The sequence below is a fragment of the Streptomyces sp. ACA25 genome, from assembly GCF_028200735.1.
Lineage (GTDB): Bacteria > Actinomycetota > Actinomycetes > Streptomycetales > Streptomycetaceae > Streptomyces.
In genome coordinates this window covers 115,678-133,138 of record NZ_JAQKPV010000009.1, presented here as the reverse complement: position 1 = coordinate 133,138, position 17,461 = coordinate 115,678, and the positions used below count along the sequence as shown (strand labels likewise).

Sequence of the window (17,461 nt, the reverse complement as noted above, 5' to 3'; positions counted from 1 at the left end):
GCCCGTGCTCCGGCAGCCGGAGCACGCGACGCCACGGCAGCTCACGGCAGCGGACGGGCTCGCAGCGGGTCGAGCAGGCCGGCCAGAAGATCTCCGTGCTGCTCGACGCGGCCGGCGATGTCGGGCAGCTCGAAGTGCAGCTCGCGCGGGTCGGTGCAGTCGCCGACCTCCTGCCACGTGACGGGAGCCGACACGGCGGGTCGGGTGCGTGCACGCAGCGTGTAGGGGGCAGCGGTGGTTTTCGCGGCGGCGTTCTGGCTGTAGTCGATGAACACCCGGCCCGGACGTGCGGAGCGCGCCATCGTGGTGATGGCCAGTCCCGGCAGTTCCGCGGCCGCCTCCGCAGCCAGCCGTCTGGCGTACGCGCTGACCAGCCGGGCCGGAGCCGGCCGCAGCGGGCTGAGCAGGTGCAGCCCTTTGGACCCCGAGGTCTTGGCGTGCACGCGGAGGCCGTCGGCGGTCATCCGGTCGTGCAGCCACTCGGCGACCCGGCAACAGCTGACGATGTCAGCGGGCGCACCCGGGTCCAGGTCCAGGATCAGCCGGTCGGCCTCCCCGGGGGCCTCCGCGAGCCACTGCGGGGTATGGAACTCCACCATGAGATTCGCCGCCCACATCAGGCTCGCCAGATCCTGCACCATCACCTGGACGGTGGTGCCGCCCTCTCGCCGCGGCACCTCGCAGGTGCTCACCCAGGAGGGGGTACCGGGGGGCACCCGCTTGGTGAAGAACGTCTGCCCTCCGGGGCCGTCCGGGTAGCGCAGCAGGCTCAGCGGACGGCCGTGCAGGTGGGGGAGGAGTGTGCCGGCGTGCTGCGCGTAGTAGCGCAGTACCTCACCCTTGGTCGTTCCGGTGTCGGGATAGATCACCTTCTCGAGCCGGGTGAGCGGCAGACGACGTCCCTCCACCTCGGTGACAGGCATACCCTGAGAGTGGCATGAAAGGGGCAAATAGTGCGAGCTATATGGAAAGGTGCCATTTCCTTCGGTCTGGTGAGCATTCCCGTCAAGGTCGTGGGCGCCACCGAGAGCCACAGCGTCTCCTTCCGGCAGTTGCACACTGCCGACGGAGGCCGGATCCGCTACCGGAAGGTGTGCGAGCTCGATGAGGAGGAGGTGACCGGTGAGGAGATCGGTAAGGCCTACGAAGCTCCGGACGGCACTCTGGTGCAGCTCACGGATGAGGATCTGGCCTCACTGCCGCTGCCCACCGCGAAGACGGTGGAGATCCTGGGCTTCGTGCCGGTCGAGAGCATTGATCTGATTCAGCTGGACCGTTCCTATTACCTGGAGCCCGAGACCGGTGCGGACAAGCCCTACGTCCTGTTGCGGCGGGCCCTCGGCCGCAGCGGCAAGGGAGCCATCGCCAAGCTGGCGATGCGTGGCCGGGAGAACCTCGCGTTGCTGCGTCCGCTGGAGGACGATGTTCTGGGCCTGCACACGATGCTGTGGCCCGACGAGATCCGCTCGGCCGCGGGCATAGCGCCCGATTCCCGGGTCACCGTCCGGGATGCCGAGCTCGACCTCGCGGACGCCCTGATGGACTCACTCGGGGAGATCGATCCGAACGAACTGCACGACGACTACCGGTCCGCGGTGGACGCACTCGTCACGGCGAAGCTCGCCGGCACCGAACCCTCCCGGCCAGGTGAGCCAGCGGCCGCCGGGGGAAAGGTCATCGACCTGATGTCCGCGCTGGAGGACAGTGTCCGGGCCGCCCGGGAGTCCCGTGGTGATGGTGCCGAGGCCACCGTCACCTCGCTCAGACAGCCGTCGGCGGAGGACGAGGCGGTGGAGGACGAGGCGGAGTCCGCGGAGCCGGCCGGCGCCGGGAAGGCTGGTCGGCAGTCTGCCCGGGGGCCGGCGAAGAAGAAGCCTCCGGCGAAGAAGGCGGCACGGAAGCCGGGGAAGGAGGAGACGGCGAAGGAGGAGCCGGCGAAGAAGGCGGCGGGGAAGAAGGCGGCGGGGAAGAAGAACGCGGAAAAGAAGACCACCACCGGGAAGAAGACGGCCGCGAGCAAGAAGGCGGAGGAGAAAACCGCAGCCCGGAAGCGGGCGGGCCGGGCATCCTAGGGTCAGCGACACCCTACGGCGCGTTTCCACGCCGAGACGTCCCTCGCGGGCGGGGCAACGCGTCCGCTCCTCCTGCCCCCGCCGGCTCAGCTGCAGATGTAGCGACGGCCGTGCCCGGTCGTGCTCCGCAGAAGCGGGACGGAGCGGTCGTGCGGGCAGCCGTGGCAGCCACCGGCATGGGCGTGCCAGAACCGGGCGGGCGGGGTCCGGCAGGTGGTGCACACCGGAAGTGGTGGCCGGCTCTGCACGGTCACGTCCGGCCACAGCGCGCTCCCGCACCGGCCGCAGTGAGCACGCGCACGGTTCGAGACCAGGGCATGTCGTGGATCGCTGCGCATACCCGCATCGTCCCGGCGGACGGGCGGCGGGGTGGCGACTGCGGGAGATATCACCCGACAGGGTGATATCTCCCGCCCCAGGGCGGAGGCCGGAGCCTACCCGCCCAGGAGCAGGCGCCCCGGGGCAGGCAAGGCCTCCCTCACTCAGTGGTACGGGTAGAACCCCGCGGAGGCCTTGCGGCCCAGGTGGCCGGCTGCAACCATCCGCTGGAGCAGCGGGGGAGCGGCGTACAGCGGCTCCTTGAATTCCTCGTACATCGAGTCCGCCACCGACGCGACGGTGTCGAGGCCGATGAGGTCGGCGAGCTTGAGCGGCCCCATGGGATGGGCGCAGCCGAGCTCCATTCCGTTGTCGATGTCCTCCCGGCTCGCCGCACCGGATTCGTACATCCGGATGGCCGCCAGCAGATAGGGGATGAGCAGTGCGTTGACCACGAACCCGGAGCGGTCCTGGGCCCGGACGGTGTGCTTGTCCAGCACCTGGGTGACCAGAGCATCGGCCCGCTGGACGGTCTCCTCACTGGTGGTCAGTGCGGGGATCAGCTCGACGAGCCGCTGCACCTGCGCCGGGTTGAAGAAGTGGATACCGATCACCCGGTCCGGCCGGGAAGTGGCCACGGCCAGCTTCACCAGCGGGATGGACGAGGTGTTGGATGCCAGGATCGCGTCCGGGCGGGTCACCACCTGATCCAGGACCTGAAAGATCTCCGTCTTGACCTGTTCGTTCTCCACCACGGCCTCGATCACCAGGTCGCGGTCGGCGAACTCGCCGAGGTCGGTCGTGAAGGTCAGACGCTGCAGCGTGGCCTCCTGCTCCTCCTCGGTGATCTTGCCGCGTTCCGCGGCCTTGCCGAGGGAGTTCACGAGCCGGGTGCGGCCCAGTTCCAAGGCCTCTCCGGTGGTCTCGGCAACCGTGACCTCCAGCCCGGCCCGCGCGCACACCTCCGCGATGCCGGCGCCCATCTGGCCGCAGCCCACCACTCCGACGCGTTCGATGTCGGTCACACCGTGCCCTTTCGCTGGTCCTCGTCCGGGCGACGGGCGTCAGGCCGCACCGTCGCCACCGGGGTCCGACGGTACTCCGGGCCTCCGGGTGGGGGACCGACCGGGGTCGGTCCCCCACCCGGCCGGCTAGCCGGTGAGGCAGGTCGAGTTATCCACGGAGAAGCTCTCCGGGGCGGTATTGGAGCCGGACCAGGTGCCGATGAACCCGAAGGTCACCGAGGCGCCCGGTGCGATCCGGTGGTTCCATGACGAAGGAGTGATCACCACCGAGGAGCCGGCCTGAGTGTACTCGGCGTTCCAGATCTGGCCGATCTGCTGACCCTGCGGGAAGGACCAGCGGAGTTCCCAGTTCTCCAGGGCGGCGGAGCCGGTGTTGGCCACCGTGACGTCACCCTGGAACCCGCCGTGCCACTCGTTCGTCACCCGGTAGGTCACCGAGCAGTCGGCGTCCCCGGGCGGCTCCTCACCGTTCCCGCCGTTGTCGCCACCGCCGTTGTCGCCACCGCCGTTGTCCGAGCCGCCGTTGTCGCCGCCGCCGTTGTCCGAGCCGCCGTTGTCGCCGCCGCCGTTGTCCGAGCCGCCGTTGCCGCCGCCGCCGTTGTCGTCACCGCCGTCCTCCGAACCGGCCGTCTCGCCGACGATGATCCCCCGGCCGTTCGTTCCCACGTAGACCCGTCCGTGCACCCGCGGGTCCCCGGCAATGGCGCCGCCGGTCCAGGCCCACTGCCGGCTGTCGTCGTTGATCCGTACCCAGCTCTCGCCGGTGTTGTCCGACCGGTAGATGCCGCGGACCCCGTCGATCATGGCGCTGGTGTACAGCGAGTGGTAGTCCGACCCGGGTGCGCCCCGGCCGAACCCGATGGTGTCGGCCGCGTCGAAGCCCGGCATTGCGGTGAGGGTGCTGCCCGCGTCGGTGGAGCGCCACAGTCCGTAGGCCGAGGATTCGGTGCCGCCGGCCAGCCAGAGGTCCCCGCGTTCCCCGGGAGCAGCCGCCAGGCGGATGTTGCCCTCCTCGGGGAGTCCGCCGCTCGCGCCGGCCGTGAAGCTCGCGCCGCCGTCGGTGCTCACGTAGAGCGTGCCCTCGTGGAATGCGTAGAACAGGTCGGGATCCACCCGGTCGGCTGCCACTGCCGCGCCCTGGGGGATGCCCGTCGAAGCGGTCCAGGAGTTGCCGAAGCCGGAGGTGTGGTGCACAGCTGCGTTCTCCGGGCTCCACACGAAACGCGCGCCGTCCGCGGCAGCCGCGACCGTTCCGCCGTGCGCCCCGTCCGGAGGATTTCCGGCGAACCAGTTGGCTCCGCCGTCGGTGGAGAAGCCGATCGTGGCGGCATCGCTGTCGCCGACGTGGGTGCCGACCCGCACCACGGTCTCCGGGCGGAGCTCGGCGAAGTCCAGACTGGTTGTCGAGCCGATGAACGGCGACTGATACATCAGGTCCGGCACCGCGTCGAGGTCGGTGTGCCGGAAGCCGCCGATGTCCCCGAGCGCGCTGAGCAGCGGGGCACCGCTGGGCGGGCTCGCCAGGTCGTTGACCGCCGTCTCCTCCAGCCCTTTGACCATGGGCCGCACGGTGAAGGTCTCGTCGCGGTCCCAGCGGGTCAGCTGGGTGGTCCCGTAGATGGTGGCCCCGGTTCCGTACATCATGCGGTCGGGGTTGTGGGGGTCGATCTCCAGACCCTCGGTCATCCAGCCGAGCGGCGGTGCCTCCTCCGGAGGCTGCGGGTTCTGGCCGAAGGTCAGCCACGGCACCGAGGACACATCCATCGCGTACCGCTTGTTGAGCTGCGGGTAGGTGCTCATGTCCCAGGCACTGGTCCAGGAGCCGCCGCTGTCCGTGCTGCGGAATATCTGCGTGTCCGGCCACCACGAGCTGTATCCGGTGACCATGAGGGTGCCGGGGTTCTGCCGGTCCACGGTCAGGCCGCTGAAGCCGAAGTAGCGGTCGTCGCCGGCGGGGACGGGGGAGACGTCCTCCCACTCGCCGCTCGCTGTGTCGAGGCGCCAGACCTCACCGTCGCCGCCCGCGTACGGTCCGGGGTTGTCGCTGGTGGCGAGGTAGAGATGCCCGGTCTCCTCGTCCAGCACCCCCTTGTGGGGCAGATAGCCGGTCGGCTGGCCGGGGACCCGCTCCCAGCTCTCCCCGCCGTCGGTCGAGCGGTAGACGTTGTTCTCCAGATCGGCGACGCCTGCGTAGAGCGTCTGCGTGGGGCTGCCCGGTGTACCGGTGGCCGGGTCGAAGGTCACCCAGACGACACCGATGGGGTCGTTCTCGTACCCCCAGGAGTCGTCCGGGTTGAGTACGTAGTCTCCCGGGTTGGGGAAGGAGGTGACCTCCGACCAGCCGGCTCCGGAGTCGTTGCTGCGCCACAGTCCGTTGCCGCTGGGGGCCGCGAGGTAGAGCACCCGGTTGTCATTCGGGTCCACGGCCAGCCGCTCGCCCATCCCCCGGCCGGGCATGTTCCCGCCGAGTTTGAACGGGAGGTCGGTGGTCTGCCAGGTCTCCCCGCGGTCCGCGGACCGCATCACGGCGCCGTTGTTCGGGTCCCAGTCGTTGGTGTAGATACCGACTGCGGCATACACCCGGTCCGGGTCGACCGGGTCGGTGGCGATCGAGGCGACACCGGAGTGTCCCCAGTTGTCCCAGCCGACGGAGTCCAGCAGCGGGATCCACTCCTGGCCCGCCTCGTTCCAGCGGTAGGCACCGCCGATGTCGGTGCGGGCGTAGGCCAGGTCGGCTTCCGTCCGGTTGAACACGATGCTGGGAACGAATCCTCCGCCGTCAATACGGACGTTCTTCCAGCTGTAGTCCTCTGCCGATACCGCGACGGTCTCCTCGGCACCTGTGGCGACGGACGCGGTGGCGAGCAGCCCACCGGTGAGGGCCATACCGGCCAGTACGGAGGTGACAGTTTTCCATCTGGGCACGTGAGCACTCCTCTCCTGACTCGACCGCCCGGAAGGCGGCGTGGGGGATGGGTGCAGTGGGAGCGCTCCCACTGTGTGTCCGTGATGTTAACTGTCGAACGTTGTTCGCATAAGGGTGTGTCAAGAGGACGTATGGATGGGGGCGTTGGGCTGACTGTGCGGCGCGTCGCCTTGTGCGTGCCCCGGCCGGGCCCGGAGGATCGGGCGAGCCCGGACCGGCCGGAACAGGGCCCGGCCGGGCCGGGAACAGGGCGCCGGGCACGCCCCGCGTGCCGTTCACCCACCACCCGAGGGGCACGACATGGGACGCCTCACCCGAAGGGGCTTCACGCTCGCGGCGGCCGGAGCGCTGTCCGGGGCACTCACCCTGCACCGGGCACCGTCCGGTGCGGCGGATCCCGGCCGGCCCGAGCTGCGCGGTACCTGGATCGCCTCCGTGGCCAACATCGACTGGCCGACCGGGCAGGGCTTGCCGGAAGCGGTTGCGCAGGCCCAGTTGCTGGAGCGGCTGGACAACGCGGTCCGCTGGAACCTGAACACCGTGTTCCTCCAGGTGCGGCCCAGCGCCGACGCGCTCTGGCCGTCACCCCACGAGCCGTGGTCGGAGTGGCTCACCGGTGAGCAGGGCCGTGACCCCGGCTGGGATCCGCTGGAGTTCGCGGTCACGGAGGCCCACCGGCGAGGGCTGGACCTGCACGCCTGGTTCAATCCGTACCGCATCGCCATGCACGACGACCTCGGCCGACTGGTGCCAGGCCATCCGGCCCGGCAGCACCCTGAATGGGTGGTCCCCTACGGCGGCAGGCTCTACTACAACCCGGGTCTGCCGGAAGTGCGTGCCTTCACTCAGGAAGCGATGCTCCACGCCGTGGAGAACTACGACATCGACGGCGTGCACTGGGACGACTACTTCTACCCCTATCCGGTCGGCAGCGAGGAGTTCGACGACAACGACGCGTTCGCGCGCCACGGAGACGGCTTCACCGACCGGGCGGCCTGGCGGCGGAACAACATCGACTTGCTCGTCAGTGAGATGCGGCAGCAGGTGAAACGGGCAAAACCGGATGCCGCATTCGGAATCAGTCCGTTCGCCATCTGGCGGAACCGCTCCACCGATCCGCGGGGTTCGGACACCCAGGGCCTGGAGACCTACGACGCGCTGTACGCCGACACCAGGAGCTGGGTCGAGAAGGGTTTGCTCGACTACATCGCACCGCAGGTCTACTGGCACATCGGGTACCGGGCGGCTGACTACGCCGAGCTTGTCCGGTGGTGGGCCGAGGCGGTGGACGGTACCGGAGTCCGGCTGTTCATCGGGGAGGCGATGTACAAGGTGGGTGATCCGGAGCAGCCGGAGCAGTGGCAGGACCCGGCCGAGCTGTCCCGCCACCTGACGCTGTGCGGTGAGCACGCGCAGGTGGCAGGCCACATCTTCTTCTCCGCCTCGGGTGTCGCGGACGATCCCCTCGGCGCGATGACCCGGGTCTTCGACGACCACTACCGGGACCCGGTGCGGCCGGTCGGCGGCTGAGAGCCCACTGCCCTCAGCCGCGAGTGATCACCGGGGTTCGTCGCGGTGTTCCACCACTGTGTCGGGGCCCGGCGACAGCACTGTCTCATGTCCGTCCTCGGTCCGGACCCGGTAGGGCGGTGCTCCGTCCTCGCCCAGCACTTCCACGACCTCCGCGGTCCGGTCGTGCCGGCCCACGGTCCTGCCGTGCGTCACCACTCTGTCTCCTGACTTCGCGCGCATCTGGACATCCTCCTGTTCGCCGGGATACAGCATACTTTCCTCCATTTTATGGCTTACTGTCCGGCTAGGCGCGGGTGAGGGAGTGGTTTCTGGCGAGGGAGTGGTCTCTGCTTGACTGACTCCCCCGACGGCTGCCGGGCTCCCGGCCGCGAGGGCTGTCCGCCGGCACTCGCACGGCGATGGCCCGCGGCCGGGGAAGCGAGCCGTGATCACCGGACCGCTCAACTCCGTTATGCGAGAGCACGCTTCGCGAGTGCAAGGCTGAGGCCTCGATAGCGGGCCGGCCGGAGCGGTGCGCGAGACGTCGGCCCTACGGGGAGTCCGGCGTTCCGGCTGGGGGAGAGTGCCGGTGAGCGGAGGCCGGACGTGCGGTCAGTGGGGCAGTCTCCTGCGCTTCCAGGATTTACGTACGAGTAGGGTGCAGGCTTTCGAATTGCTCGTACCATCTCCGCATGCTGGTCACGCTCATCGCCGCTGCCCGCAGCTCCTCGCTCCTCGACGCCCGTTTCGACGACGACCGCCCATTGGATTTCGCGGGCTGGCAAGCGGTCGAACGGGCGGTGCCGGCGCTGGCCCCGCTGGCCGCGGCTGAGCTGCGGTACTGCTCGCCGACTCCGAGTTGTCGGCAGACCGGTGACGTGCTGGGGCTGGCGCCGCTGGCGCAGCCCGCCCTGCGTGACTGTGACATGGGCCGCTGGCGCGGCTGCACCCTTCAGGAAGTGGCTGCCCGGGAGCCGGCCGCTGTCGACGCCTGGCTGGCGGACCCACGTGCGGCCCCGCACGGAGGAGAGCCCCTGCTGTCCTTCGTCGCCCGGGTCGGCGGCTGGCTGGACACCCGCCCGGTCGGCCGGGACGGCCGGATCGTGGCGGTCACCGAGCCCACCGTGATCAGAGCGGCGATGCTTTATGCCCTGAAAGCACCGCCGTACGCGTACTGGCGCACCGAGGTGCACCCGCTGTCGGTGGTGAGCCTCAGCGGCGGCGGCGGGGCCTGGAACCTGCGGCTGGGCTGACAGACATCCCATGCGGAGGTGTCAAGCGGAGAGCGCGCTGGCGCCCGCACGGTTCTTGCGGGCCTTGGCCGAGGCATAGCGGTGGGGGTCGTCGGCGAACTCCGCGAGCACCCGGGCGCCGAGAAGTGGGCCCGGTCCGGGCTGAGAGGTGAGGATCTCAGCGGCCGGGTGCCGGCCGCGTGTCACCGGCGAGGGACGCAGCTGGTGGGCGTCGGTGCGGACCATGTCGGCAAGCGTGTGCGCGTCCGCCTCACCGCCTCACCGCTTCACCGTCCGCACTGGCCGCACTGGCCGGAGCCGCCGGAGCAGGTCGGGTGCGGCGGCCGGCGGGGCAGTGCGCTTCCACAGTTGCGCGACGACGAAGGCCAGCACCAGGGTGGCGCCGATGACGTCGGCCAGGATGGACGGAGTCAGCAGCAGGACTGTCGCGGTTCCGGTGGCGAACCGCTCCACCAGGGTCGTCCGGCGCAGCCAGTACCCCTCGATGGTCACCGCGAAGGCGAGCAGGCCGATCATGCCGGAGACCACGGCGAGTGCGATCGCCCCCGTCGAGCCGTTCAGCAGCAGCGGTGAGTAGGCCATCAGCAGCGGGATCAGGTAGAGGCCCTTGGAGAACTTCCAGGCCGCGATGCTGGTCCGCATCGGGTCGGCACCCGCGACACCGGCCGCCGCGAACCCGGAGAGCGCCACCGGAGGCGTGACGTTGGAGTCCTGGCTGTACCAGTAGACGATCATGTGGGCGACGATCAGCGGTACGCCGAGGTCGAGCAGTGCCGGGCCGGCCAGCACGATCAGCACGATGTACGAGGCCGTCACTGGCAGCCCGAGGCCGAGCACCAGGGAGGCGATGGCGATCATCAGCAGGGTCGGCAGCAGGTGGCCGCCGCCCCAGCCGACCATCATGCTGGAGAACTTCAGGCCGAGACCGGTCAGCCCGACCATGCCGACCACGATGCCCGCCGCCGCGCAGGCGACCGTGACGGACAGGGTGTTGCGGGCTGCCAGCATGAAGGCCTCCGCGACGTCGCGCAGGCTCAGCCTGCTGCTGGCCCGGAACATGGCGACCACGGCCAGCAGCACCGTGGCATACAGGCCGGCGATCAGCGGCTCGTAGTACTGCGTGAGCATCACGATCAGCAGGATGAAAGGCAGCAGGAAGTGGAAGCCGCCCGCCAGCACGTCGCGCAGCCGCGGCAGGTCCGCCGCAGGGATGCCCATGATGCCGTGGCGCCGGGCCAGAATGTCGACGAACAGGAAGATCACCGCGAAGTACATCAGCGCCGGGATGATCGCCACCTTGACGATCTCCCAGTAGGGGACGCCGATCAGCTCGGCCATCACGAAGGCTCCGGCTCCCATGATCGGCGGCAGCAGTTGTCCACCCGTGGAGGCCGCTGCTTCCACGCCTCCGGCCTCATGCGGCCGGTATCCCACTTTCTTCATCATCGGAATGGTGAAGGACCCGGTGGTGACGGTGTTGGCGATCGCGCTGCCGGACACCGAACCCATCAGTGAGCTGGCGACCACCGCCCCCTTCGCGGGCCCGCCGCGGTACTTGCCGGTGAGCGCGTAGGCGATGTTGATGAAGAATGCCCCGCCACCGGTCTTCTCCAGGACCGCGCCGAAGAAAATGAACATGAAGACGAAGGTGGCGGCGACGCCGAGCGCCAGACCGTAGATGCCTTCCTGGAAAAGGTAATTGTGGTAGACGATCCGCTGAACGGTGTAGCCCCGGTGGGACAGCAGGCCGGGCAGCAGCGGCCCGAGCCAGGCGTAGCACAGGAAGCAGCTGACCAGCACGGCCATGAAGAGTCCGATCACCCGCCGGCACGCCTCGATCAGCAGCAGGATCGCCACCGTGCCCATCGCCAGGTCGATGTCGGAGGGGGCCCCGGTACGGGTGACGATCCCGTCGTAGAAGACCACCGGGTACAGGCTCACGGCGAGTGCCACGAGCACCAGGGAGAGATCGGCCAGGGCCATGACCCGGGTCTTCGCCCACCTGCCTTTCCCGGCCGGACGCAGGGCGAAGACCAGTACGAGGACGAACATCAGGTGCAGCACTCGCTGCCGGTAGGAGTCGAGCTCCAGGCTCACCGCGGTGTAGATCTGGAAACCGCCCAGGGCCAGGGCGATGAGGAGTACCGTCCATCCCGCGACGGTGCCCGCCCGACCCTGCCCCCAGCGGTCGGCGGCGAGCCGGTGCCACAGGGGCGGCTCGTCCCCGGCCGGCCCGGCGGCGGGGCCGCCGGGCTGCGACGTGGTGTTCTGTGTCATGTCTCGTTTCCCTCCCGGGCCGGGGTGGTTCAGCTCCCTCACCCGGTGCCTGCGGTTTCGTTCTCGGTCCGGTGTCACAGCTGTGCTCCGCAGTCGGTTCCCCGCAGCCGGTCCACTGCTCGGGCGGCCGTGGACTGCCGCACGGGCCGCATGGCGACGCGTTGGCCGCCCCACCGTTGGGAGAGGGAGAGCTCACCGCCCGGATGGGAGAGCCGGTGACCGATCCGTGGGCCGCCCACGCGCAGCGTCAGGTCTCCGACCTGCCGCGCCATGCCGGTGATCTCCCACCAGTCCCCGTCCTCACGGCCCACACCGTCGCCGCTGATATGGCCCATCCCCGCGCCGAACTGGCGGAGCCGGGTCGAGTCCTGGACGATCTTTCCGTTCTCCACGTGGTACCGGTCCTGGACCGGAAGCCGGTCCACCGAATGGGTGAAGCTCAGCGTGAACGAGTCACCCGTGGCCAGCGGCAGACGGCATCCCGGTCCGTCCTCCGGCCCGACGGCCAGCCCTGGCCACACCGGCCAGGCCAGGGCTGCCAGAACCGCCGCCAGCGCGGTGAGCGCCGGGACGGCCTGCCGCGGCATTCCCGGCAAGCGCACCGCGGTCAGGGGCGGAGCTCGTCGGGGATCTCGACGTCGTGCTCCTCCGCGTACCGGATCACGCCCGGGTGCAGGGGCACCGGGCTGTGGCGCAGAGTCTCCAGCACGAGGTAGTCCGACCCCGCCTCATAGACCTGGTTGATGAAGTCGGTGTTCTCGTACAGGGCGACGGCGAGTTCGTAACCGCGCTCCTCCGACATCTCCTCGGGCACCGACAGCACGTTCCACAGGGCGACCGTCCGCACGTCCTCCTCCACCGTGGTGTAGGTGCCGCCGACAATGGTGTGCGGAGTGTAGAAGGGAAACTGCCCGGCGACCTCCGCCAGCTCCGGCTCGCACAGCGGGACCAGATGGATCGGGTTGGTGGCCTCCAGCTCACGCAGCGAACCGTGTCCCTCCCCGACCACCCAGGAGCCCGCGTCCACCTGTCCCTCGCGCAGCGCCCGGGCGGTCTCGGCGTACGCGTAGCGCTGGCGGGTGATGTCCTCGTCGGGCGACATGCCCAGTGCTTCGAACACCAGATTGGTGGCGAGTTCGTTGCCACTTCCCGGGGCACCCACCGAAAAGCGCTTGTCCTTGATGTCACTGAAGCAGTCCAGGTTCTCCTTCGCGTGAACCGACTGCAGGGAGACGGCGTGGTAGACGTTCGGGTACAGGACCATGAGTGACTGGGTCCGGATCGCGCCGTCCTCGAACTCCCCCTCCCCGTGGTAGGCCTGATAGACCACGTCGCCCTGCGCGATGGCCAGGTCGCTCTCCCGGCCCTCGATCAGCCGGAGGTTCTCCACCGAGGCGCCGGTGGCCTCCGCGCTGGCGTCCACACCGTCCACCTCGCGGTCGATGATCTCGGCCATCGCTCCGCCCACCGGGTAGTAGATGCCACCGGTGGTGCCGGTGGCGATCGAGATGCTCGACCGGTCGCCCGGGTCGTCGCGTCCGGCCTCGGCCGGCTGGCTGCAGGCACTCACCAGCAGGGTGGCACAAGTGCCCAGGGCGACAGCGGAAGCAAGACGGCGGCGCTGGTGTCCCATGACGCGCTCCTCAACGGTGGTGATGATCAAGAGGTGACCGCCGTGCTACGGCTCAGCGAGGCGGTGCCAGGGAAGGTAGCGAGACCGGACCGGTTCTGCTTCCCCCCGGGATGGCGGTTGAGAAACCTTTGAGGTTTGGGCCGGCGCGCCCTGCATTTCGGACTACTGTCGGGCCGCATGAGACGCGTACTGGCCGCCCTCGGGGCGGCCCTGCTCCTCGGGCAGTCCGCCTGCACCGAGGGGCCGGCGCCCGCTCCGGCCGAGCTGCGGATAGCGACGGGCGGGCCGGGGGGCGTGTACTACGAGTACGGCCAGGGCATCGCCGAGGCGGTACGCACGCACCTGCCCGGGCTCGAGCCGGAGGTGCTGGCCACCGCCGCTTCCCTGGACAATGTGCGCATGATTCTCGGCGGTGAGGCCGAGGTGGCCTTCAGCCTCGCCGACTCGGTTGCCCTCGCCGTGGCCGGGGAGCCGCCGTTCGAGGAGCCGCAGCCGGTGCGCACGCTCGCCCGGCTCTACGACAACTACGTGCACCTTGTGGTGGCGAGCGACTCGGACATCAACTCGCTGGCCGACCTGCGCGGTCATCCGGTGTCGACCGGCGCGGAGGGCTCGGGGACCGAGCTGATCGTGGACCGGCTGCTGGAGCTGGCGGGTATCGACCCCGGCACGGATCTGGCCCGGCAGCGGCTCAACATCGACGGCTCGGCGAGCGCGCTGGCGTCCGGGGAGCTCTCGGCGTTCTTCTTCTCCAGCGGACTGCCCGCCGGTGCGATCCACGCGCTTGCCGACGCCGGGCGCATCCGGCTCATCGACCTTTCGCGGGAGGTGACGCCGATGCGCGAGCGCTACGGAGAGCTGTACACCGAGCGCAGCATCCCGCAGTCCGTCTACGGACTCCCGGCCACCGGGACCATCGGCGTGCCGAACTACCTGGTGGTCGGCGCCGATCTGGACGACGACCTGGCACGCGCACTGACCGGTCTGCTCTTCACCGCGCGGGACGAGCTGGCCGAGGCGCATCCGGAGGCGCGCCGGCTGAATCTGCGGGCGGCCTACTCCACTTATCCGGCGGAGCTGCATCCCGGGGCGGTGCAGTACTACCGGGAGACCCGCACGGGGTAGCGCCCACAGGCTGTCCGGCCCCACCGCTGAGCCGCAGCCGCAGCCTGGCGTCGAGACCTCCGCCCGCCGCGGCACACAGGATCAGTTCTCCCCCGCAGGCAGCCATCAGGGCCTCGACGACGGACAGCCCGAGGCCGCAGCCGGTCACATTCTGGTGTGCCGGACTGCGCCAGAAGCGCTCCGTGGCGCGGGCCCGGTCCGGCGCCTCCAGCCCGGGGCCACGGTCGACGACGTGGATCTCCGCCGTGTCCGGGCCGCTGGTCAGGTGCACCAGCACCATCGCGCCGGCGGAGCCGTACTTCAGGGCGTTGTCGATCAGCGCGTCAACAGCCTGCTCCAGAGCCTCCGGAGCGGCCAGTACCGGGGGAGCGCCGCCGCCGGCCTGCAGCCGGACACCCAGCTCGGCTGCCATGGGCTCCCACGCCGTCACCCGGTCCCGTACCAGCCGGCCGGCGTCGGTCTCCCGCACCTCGTGACGGCCGCCCTCTGCGCGGGCCAGCGCCAGCATGCTGTTGAGGATTCCGGACAGCCGCACGGTCTCCGCCAGGGTGCGGCTGTGCTCCCGCTGCCCGCCCGGCCGCAGGTGGACGCCGAGGTTCTCCACCCTCAGCCGGAGCACGCCCAGCGGCGTGCGCAGCTGGTGGCTGGCCTGGGCCACGAAGGCGCGCTGCTGCGTCAGAGTGCCGGTGACGGTATCGGCCATGCGGTTGAAGGAGTTGGTCAGCTGGCGGAGCTCGGCGGGGCCGGTGTTCGCGGGCACCCGGGAGTCCAGGTCGCCCGCGGTGATCCGGTGGGCCGCCGCGTCCAGGTCCCGCACCGGACGCAAAGTCCACCGGGTCAGCGCCACCGCGGCCAGTGCGGCGAGCGCCAGCGCGCTGCCCCCGGCAGCCCCCACCAGGGCCCAGTGCCGGATGATCCCGGCCCGCAGCGCGTCCGTCGGGGCCTCGGTCACCACCACCCCGATCACCTCGCCGCCGCGGCCGACCGGCTCGGCCAGCACCAGGGGGTCGTCCTGCCAGGGCCAGATCACCCGGTCGAACCCGGAGCGCTCCCCGGCCAGTCCGGCTTCGGTCCGCTGCCGAACGCGCTCTCCGGTGAGTGACAGGGACGGCCGGGACGCCGCCTGGACCTCGCCGTTGATGTCCAGGACCGCGGCACTGACCCCGAAGAGTTCGTCGTAGCGCCGCAGCTCCGCCTGCAGGGTCACCGACTCCCCGTTGCGCAGGGCGGGCTCGGCCAGCGAGGCGAACCGTGCGGTGTCGTTGAGCTGGCCGATGAAGACGGTCTGAGTGTCGCGGGCGGCGGTGGCCGCCGTGTACGGCACCGCCACGGCGACGAGGGCGGTGGCGAACATCAGCAGATAGACGACGAGCAGCCGACGGCGCATCTTCCGGTCAGTCTCCGCTCCGGTCGGGCCGTGCCGACAGCCGGTAGCCCACGCCGTGGACGGTCCGGATGAGCCCTGGCTCGCCGAGCTTCCCCCGCAGATTGGCGACATGCACCTCGAGGGAGCGTGCCACGCCGCTCCACGTGGTCTGCCACACCTCGGCCAGGATCCGCTCCCGGCTCAGCACCGCGCCCTCGGCCCGTACCAAGGCGGCCAGCAGATCGAACTCCTTGCGGGTCAGCGCCACGGGTGCCGCATCACGGTACACCGCGCGCTGCGCGAGGTCGATCTCCACCGCGCCGAGCCGGACACGGTGTCCGGGCGGGGGGATGGCGGGGCCCGCCCGGCGCAGGACCGCGTCCATCCGCGCCGCCAGCTCGGCCATTCCGAAGGGTTTGACGAGGTAGTCGTCGGCGCCGTTGCGCAGCCCCAGGACCCGATGACGTTCCTCGCCCCGGGCCGTCACCGCGATCACCCCCACCCGGCTGCGCTGCCGCAGCCGGCGCAGCACCTCGATGCCGTCCAGATCGGGGAGCCCGAGATCGAGCAGCACCAGGTCCACGAGGGGCGCGCTCAGGGCGTCGGCCCCGCAGTCCGTCCTCAGCACGGCATGGCCGTGGCGGCGCAGAGCGGTGCTCAGCGCATCGGCGAATTCGTCGTCGTCCTCGACCAGAAGTACCCGCATGGCCCGCCCAATATGGCGTCGGCGCGCCGGGACCGCCACCCCTTCGGCACGGGTGACAGGGATTGGCCGGCTGGTCCGCCCGAAGACCGGGCCCGCCTCCGTCGAAAGTGCGGAGGGAGACCCGGGTGAGGGGGACAGGACACGCAAACACCGTTGCATAAAACTGCTGGACTACGTATAGTCATACTCTTACCGAGGAGGAGACGATGACAGTGCGTGCTGCCGTGGCGGGAGCCAGTGGCTATGCCGGGGGCGAGATCCTGCGCCTGGTGCTCCGGCACCCCGGGGTCGAAATCGGTGCCCTCACCGGGAACGCCCAGGCCGGCCGGGTGATGGGGGAGATCCAGCCCCAGCTCGCCCCGCTTGCCGAGCGTGTGCTGGAGCCGACCACCGCGGAGGTGCTGACCGGGCACGAGGTCGTCTTCCTCGCGCTGCCGCACGGCCACTCCGCAGCGGTCGCCGAGGAGCTGGGCGAGCAGGTCCTGGTCATCGACTGCGGGGCCGACTTCCGGCTGGCCGACGCCGCGGACTGGCAGCGCTACTACGACTCCCCTCACGCCGGAACCTGGCCCTACGGACTGCCGGAGCTGCCCGGCGCCCGCGCGGCGCTGCAGGGGGCCCGGCGGGTAGCGGTACCCGGGTGCTACCCGACCGCCGTCACCCTCGGGCTTTTCCCGTCGTATGCCGCGGGGCTCGCCGAACCGGAGGCGGTGATCGTCGCCGCCACCGGCACCTCGGGAGCGGGCAAGGCACTCAAGCCGCATCTGCTGGGCAGCGAGGTGATGGGCAGTATGAGCCCTTACGGCGTGGGCGGCGTCCACCGGCACACACCCGAGATGATCCAGAACCTCTCGGCCGTCGCCGGAGAGCCGGTCACGGTGTCCTTCACTCCTACCCTTGCCCCGATGCCGCGCGGCATTCTCGCCACCTGCACGGCAAAGGCGAAGCCGGGTGTGACGGCGCCCGAGGTCCGCGAGGCCTATGCCAAGGCGTTCGCCGGTGAACCGTTCGTGCGGCTCCTTCCCGACGGCCAGTGGCCTTCCACCGGTTCGGTGTACGGCGCGAACACTGCCCAGCTGCAGATTGCCCTCGACGAGGCGGCCGGCCGGATCGTCGTCGTCTGTGCCCTCGACAATCTCACCAAGGGGACGGCGGGCGGGGCGGTGCAGAGCATGAACATCGCCCTGGGCCTGCCCGAGGAGCTCGGTCTTCCCACGGTCGGGGTCGCACCGTGAGCGCCGCGGAGCG

Annotated in this window: 14 protein-coding genes and 1 pseudogene; 5 read left to right on the top strand and 10 right to left on the bottom strand. The window is 70.3% G+C overall.

The window, feature by feature from the left end:
- Positions 1-41: 41 nt before the first annotated feature.
- The gene (gene ligD, locus PJ985_RS15625; RefSeq protein WP_271684367.1) at positions 42-923 is read right to left on the bottom strand and encodes a non-homologous end-joining DNA ligase; all 882 of its coding nucleotides are present in this window, start codon (positions 921-923) and stop codon (positions 42-44) included.
- A 30-nt stretch (positions 924-953) separates the two neighbouring features.
- On the opposite strand from ligD, the gene ku reads away from it, so the two are divergent.
- Complete coding sequence (ku, locus tag PJ985_RS15620) at positions 954-2,072, top strand: non-homologous end joining protein Ku (RefSeq protein WP_271684366.1); 1,119 nt, start codon at positions 954-956, stop codon at positions 2,070-2,072.
- Positions 2,073-2,554: 482 nt separating this feature from the next.
- Here ku and PJ985_RS15615 read toward each other — a convergent pair whose 3' ends face one another.
- Both PJ985_RS15615 and PJ985_RS15610 read right to left on the bottom strand, forming a co-directional pair.
- Positions 2,555-3,415, bottom strand: coding sequence for a 3-hydroxybutyryl-CoA dehydrogenase (locus PJ985_RS15615; protein ID WP_271684365.1), 861 nt, complete (start codon positions 3,413-3,415; stop codon positions 2,555-2,557).
- A 126-nt stretch (positions 3,416-3,541) separates the two neighbouring features.
- On the bottom strand, positions 3,542-6,301 hold the full coding sequence (locus PJ985_RS15610; protein WP_271684507.1) for a cellulose binding domain-containing protein: 2,760 nt from the start codon (positions 6,299-6,301) through the stop codon (positions 3,542-3,544).
- A 340-nt stretch (positions 6,302-6,641) separates the two neighbouring features.
- On the opposite strand from PJ985_RS15610, the gene PJ985_RS15605 reads away from it, so the two are divergent.
- Positions 6,642-7,871 carry a glycoside hydrolase family 10 protein gene (locus PJ985_RS15605; protein WP_271684364.1) on the top strand — a complete coding sequence of 410 codons (1,230 nt, stop codon included), beginning with the start codon at positions 6,642-6,644 and terminating at the stop codon, positions 7,869-7,871.
- Positions 7,872-7,898: 27 nt separating this feature from the next.
- Here the strand turns inward: PJ985_RS15605 and PJ985_RS15600 are convergent, their stop codons facing one another.
- Positions 7,899-8,093: a DUF1918 domain-containing protein gene (locus tag PJ985_RS15600; RefSeq protein ID WP_271684506.1), complete on the bottom strand. Its 195-nt coding sequence runs from the start codon at positions 8,091-8,093 to the stop codon at positions 7,899-7,901.
- A 452-nt stretch (positions 8,094-8,545) separates the two neighbouring features.
- Between PJ985_RS15600 and PJ985_RS15595 the strand changes: the two genes are divergently transcribed.
- Positions 8,546-9,106, top strand: coding sequence for a histidine phosphatase family protein (locus tag PJ985_RS15595; RefSeq protein WP_271684363.1), 561 nt, complete (start codon positions 8,546-8,548; stop codon positions 9,104-9,106).
- A 21-nt stretch (positions 9,107-9,127) separates the two neighbouring features.
- Here the strand turns inward: PJ985_RS15595 and PJ985_RS15590 are convergent, their stop codons facing one another.
- The 4 genes from PJ985_RS15590 to PJ985_RS15575 all read right to left on the bottom strand — a co-directional run bounded on the left by PJ985_RS15590 (position 9,128) and on the right by PJ985_RS15575 (position 13,016).
- Positions 9,128-9,331 carry a hypothetical protein gene (locus tag PJ985_RS15590; protein ID WP_271684362.1) on the bottom strand — a complete coding sequence of 68 codons (204 nt, stop codon included), beginning with the start codon at positions 9,329-9,331 and terminating at the stop codon, positions 9,128-9,130.
- A gap of 33 nt (positions 9,332-9,364) precedes the next feature.
- Positions 9,365-11,383: a TRAP transporter permease gene (locus tag PJ985_RS15585; protein ID WP_271684361.1), complete on the bottom strand. Its 2,019-nt coding sequence runs from the start codon at positions 11,381-11,383 to the stop codon at positions 9,365-9,367.
- Positions 11,384-11,457: 74 nt separating this feature from the next.
- Complete coding sequence (locus tag PJ985_RS15580) at positions 11,458-11,970, bottom strand: DUF1850 domain-containing protein (protein ID WP_271684360.1); 513 nt, start codon at positions 11,968-11,970, stop codon at positions 11,458-11,460.
- A 20-nt stretch (positions 11,971-11,990) separates the two neighbouring features.
- Complete coding sequence (locus tag PJ985_RS15575) at positions 11,991-13,016, bottom strand: TAXI family TRAP transporter solute-binding subunit (protein WP_271684359.1); 1,026 nt, start codon at positions 13,014-13,016, stop codon at positions 11,991-11,993.
- A 177-nt stretch (positions 13,017-13,193) separates the two neighbouring features.
- On the opposite strand from PJ985_RS15575, the gene PJ985_RS15570 reads away from it, so the two are divergent.
- Complete coding sequence (locus PJ985_RS15570; protein ID WP_271684358.1) at positions 13,194-14,141, top strand: TAXI family TRAP transporter solute-binding subunit; 948 nt, start codon at positions 13,194-13,196, stop codon at positions 14,139-14,141.
- A 40-nt stretch (positions 14,142-14,181) separates the two neighbouring features.
- Here the strand turns inward: PJ985_RS15570 and PJ985_RS15565 are convergent.
- Both PJ985_RS15565 and PJ985_RS15560 read right to left on the bottom strand, forming a co-directional pair.
- Positions 14,182-15,495: pseudogene (locus tag PJ985_RS15565) on the bottom strand (ATP-binding protein); the annotation flags it as partial.
- Between the two features lie 40 nt (positions 15,496-15,535).
- Positions 15,536-16,213 (bottom strand): response regulator transcription factor, encoded by a 678-nt coding sequence (locus PJ985_RS15560; protein ID WP_271684357.1) that lies wholly within the window; start codon positions 16,211-16,213, stop codon positions 15,536-15,538.
- 206 nt (positions 16,214-16,419) lie between these two features.
- Here PJ985_RS15560 and argC point away from each other — a divergent pair, with 206 nt between their 5' ends.
- Positions 16,420-17,448 carry an N-acetyl-gamma-glutamyl-phosphate reductase gene (gene argC, locus PJ985_RS15555; protein WP_271684356.1) on the top strand — a complete coding sequence of 343 codons (1,029 nt, stop codon included), beginning with the start codon at positions 16,420-16,422 and terminating at the stop codon, positions 17,446-17,448.
- Positions 17,449-17,461 lie beyond the last annotated feature (13 nt).